2 protein-coding genes and 1 pseudogene are annotated in these 3,421 nt (G+C 43.7%); all 3 read left to right on the top strand.

Annotated elements, in window-relative coordinates:
- The coding region (locus tag CBF36_RS12340) for an Ig-like domain-containing protein (RefSeq protein ID WP_243638035.1) at nucleotides 1-1,095 on the top strand (1,095 nt) is incomplete at its 5' end.
- A 9-nt stretch (nucleotides 1,096-1,104) separates the two neighbouring features.
- Nucleotides 1,105-1,257, top strand: a pseudogene (locus CBF36_RS12605) (Ig-like domain-containing protein); the annotation flags it as partial.
- 27 nt (nucleotides 1,258-1,284) lie between these two features.
- Nucleotides 1,285-3,421 (top strand): Ig-like domain-containing protein (locus tag CBF36_RS12005; protein WP_243638034.1); only part of this gene is annotated, 2,137 nt, incomplete at its 3' end.

Below are 3,421 nucleotides of genomic sequence, written 5' to 3'. Positions count from 1 at the left end.
ACAGCGATTGTTGGCGGAGTAGATGGTGGCGAAGCAGAAGATATCGGGACTCCTGATTCACATAAACCAACAATTACTCAACCAACCGAAGGGGATACAACGGTTAGCGGAGAAGGTACCCCAGGTGACACCATTATCATTAAAGATAAAGACGGTAAAGAACTTGGAACAGGCACTGTTGGCCAAGATAACAAATTCGAGATATCTGTCAATCGCCCATTAGTGGTAGATGAACCGTTAATTGCGACACCGATGACAGGTGATAATAAAGGGACTGATGGTGAAACAACGGTTGCCTTTGATCCAAATGGTCACATGGTGAGCATTAACCCAGTAAAAGTTGGCGACAAAGAGTTAACAGGTCAAGGGACACCAGGTGATACGGTGATTCTGAAAAATCAAAATGGTGAAACCCTTGGTCAAGTTATAGTGGATAAAGATGGCCATTATAAAGTGAAAAATCCAAACGTAACATTAGGTGATGTGATTACCGCGACCCCAACTATAGGAGACCATCAAGGCACCCCAACGACAGCGATTGTTGGCGGAGTAGATGGTGGCGAAGCAGAAGATATCGGGACTCCTGATTCACATAAACCAACAATTACTCAACCAACCGAAGGGGATACAACGGTTAGCGGAGAAGGTACCCCAGGTGACACCATTATCATTAAAGATAAAGACGGTAAAGAACTTGGAACAGGCACTGTTGGCCAAGATAACAAATTCGAGATATCTGTCAATCGCCCATTAGTGGTAGATGAACCGTTAATTGCGACACCAATGACAGGTGACAATCAAGGAACAGATGGCAAAACAACGGTTAAATTTAATCCGAATGCCCATACTGTTAACATTAACCCAGTAAAAGTTGGCGACAAAGAGTTAACAGGTCAAGGAACACCCGGTGATACGGTGATTCTGAAAAATCAAAAAGGTGAAACCCTTGGTCAAGTTATAGTGGACAAAGATGGACATTATAAAGTGGAAAATCCAAACGTAACATTAGGTGACGTGATTACCGCGACGCCAACCATAGGAGACCATCAAGGCACCCCAACGAAAACTATTGTTGGTGGAGTAGACGGTGGCTAAGATGGCAACATCGGGACTCCTGATTCACACAAACCAACGATTAATCAACCAACCGAAGGTGATACAACAGTTAGTGGAACAGGCACTCCAGGTGACACCATTATCATTAAAGACAAAGATGGTAAAGAACTTGGTAAAGGCACAGTTGGTAAAGATAAGACATTTAACATTACAGTTAATCGCCCATTAGTGGTAGATGAAACTTTAACTGCCACACCAATAACAGGTGACAATCAAGGAACAGATGGCAAAACAACGGTTAAGTTTAATCCGAATGCCCATACTGTTAACATTAACCCAGTAAAAGTTGGCGACAAAGAGTTAACAGGTAAAGGAACACCAGGTGATACGGTGATTCTGAAAAATCAAAAAGGTGAAACAGTTGGTCAAGTTGTAGTGGATAAAGATGGCCATTATAAAGTGGAAAATCCAAACGTAACATTAGGTGATGTGATTACCGCAACTCCAACTATAGGAGACCATCAAGGCACCCCAACGACAGCGATTGTTGGCGGAGTAGACGGTGGCGAAGATGGCAACATCGGGACTCCTGATTCACACAAACCAACGATTAATCAACCAACCGAAGGTGATACAACAGTTAGTGGAACAGGCACTCCAGGTGATACCATTATCATTAAAGACAAAGATGGTAAAGAACTTGGTAAAGGCACAGTTGGTAAAGATAGCAAATTCGAGATATCTGTCAATCGTCCATTAGTGGTAGACGAACCGTTAATTGCGACCCCAATGACAGGTGACAATCAAGGAACAGATGGCAAAACAACGGTTAAGTTTAATCCGAATGCCCATACTGTTAACATTAACCCAGTAAAAGTTGGCGACAAAGAGTTAACAGGTAAAGGAACACCAGGCGATACAATCATTTTGAAAAATCAAAAAGGTGAAACCCTTGGTCAAGTTATAGTGGATAAAGATGGCCATTATAAAGTGGAAAATCCAAACGTAACATTAGGTGATGTGATTACCGCGACCCCAACTATAGGAGACCATCAAGGCACCCCAACGACAGCGATTGTTGGCGGAGTAGACGGTGGCGAAGATGGCAACATCGGGACTCCTGATTCACACAAACCAACGATTAATCAACCAACCGAAGGTGATACAACAGTTAGTGGAACAGGCACTCCAGGTGACACCATTATCATTAAAGACAAAGATGGTAAAGAACTTGGTAAAGGCACAGTTGGTAAAGATAAGACATTTAACATTACAGTTAATCGCCCATTAGTGGTAGATGAAACTTTAACTGCCACACCAATGACAGGTGGCAATCAAGGAACTGATGATACAACAACGGTTGCCTTTGATCCAAATGGTCACACGGTGAGCATTAACCCAGTAAAAGTTGGCGACAAAGAGTTAACAGGTAAAGGGACACCAGGTGATACGGTGATTCTGAAAAATCAAAATGGTGAAACCCTTGGTCAAGTTATAGTGGATAAAGATGGCCATTATAAAGTGGAAAATCCAAACGTAACATTAGGTGATGTGATTACCGCGACCCCAACTATAGGAGACCATCAAGGCACCCCAACGACAGCGATTGTTGGCGGAGTAGATGGTGGCGAAGATGGCAACATGGGTACCCCAGACTCTCACAAGCCAACGATTAATCAACCAACCGAAGGCGATACAACAGTTACCGGAACAGGAACACCAGGCGATACCGTAGTAATTACCGACAAAGATGGGAACAAACTAGGTGAAGGTGTTGTGGATGGCAATGGAGATTACAGCATTCCAGTGACGAATCTACCAAGTGGAGAAGAAATCACAGCGACCCCAAGTATCAATGGTAATGTTGGAACATCAAGCACCGCGACCGTATTACCAAAACCCGAAGTAGGTGGAGGCGAAGCAGAAGATATCGGGACTCCTGATTCACACAAACCAACGATTAATCAACCAACCGAAGGCGATACAACGGTCAATGGAACAGGTAAACCAGGTGATACCGTGGTGATTACCGATAAAGATGGCAATAAACTAGGTGAAGGCGTTGTGGATGGTAATGGAGATTACAGCATTCCAGTGACGAATCTACCAAGTGGAGAAGAAATCACAGCGACTCCAAGTATCAATGGTAATGTTGGAACATCAAGCACCGCGACCGTATTACCAAAACCCGAAGTAGGTGGAGGCGAAGCAGAAGATATCGGGACTCCTGATTCACACAAACCAACGATTAATCAACCAACCGAAGGCGATACAACGGTCAATGGAACAGGTAAACCAGGCGATACCGTGGTGATTACGGATAAAGATGGCAACAAACTAGGTGAAGGTATTGTGGATGGCAATG

The sequence above is a fragment of the Vagococcus bubulae genome (assembly GCF_003950315.1).
Classification (GTDB): domain Bacteria; phylum Bacillota; class Bacilli; order Lactobacillales; family Vagococcaceae; genus Vagococcus; species Vagococcus bubulae.
This window is presented reverse-complemented; position numbering and strand designations above follow the sequence as displayed.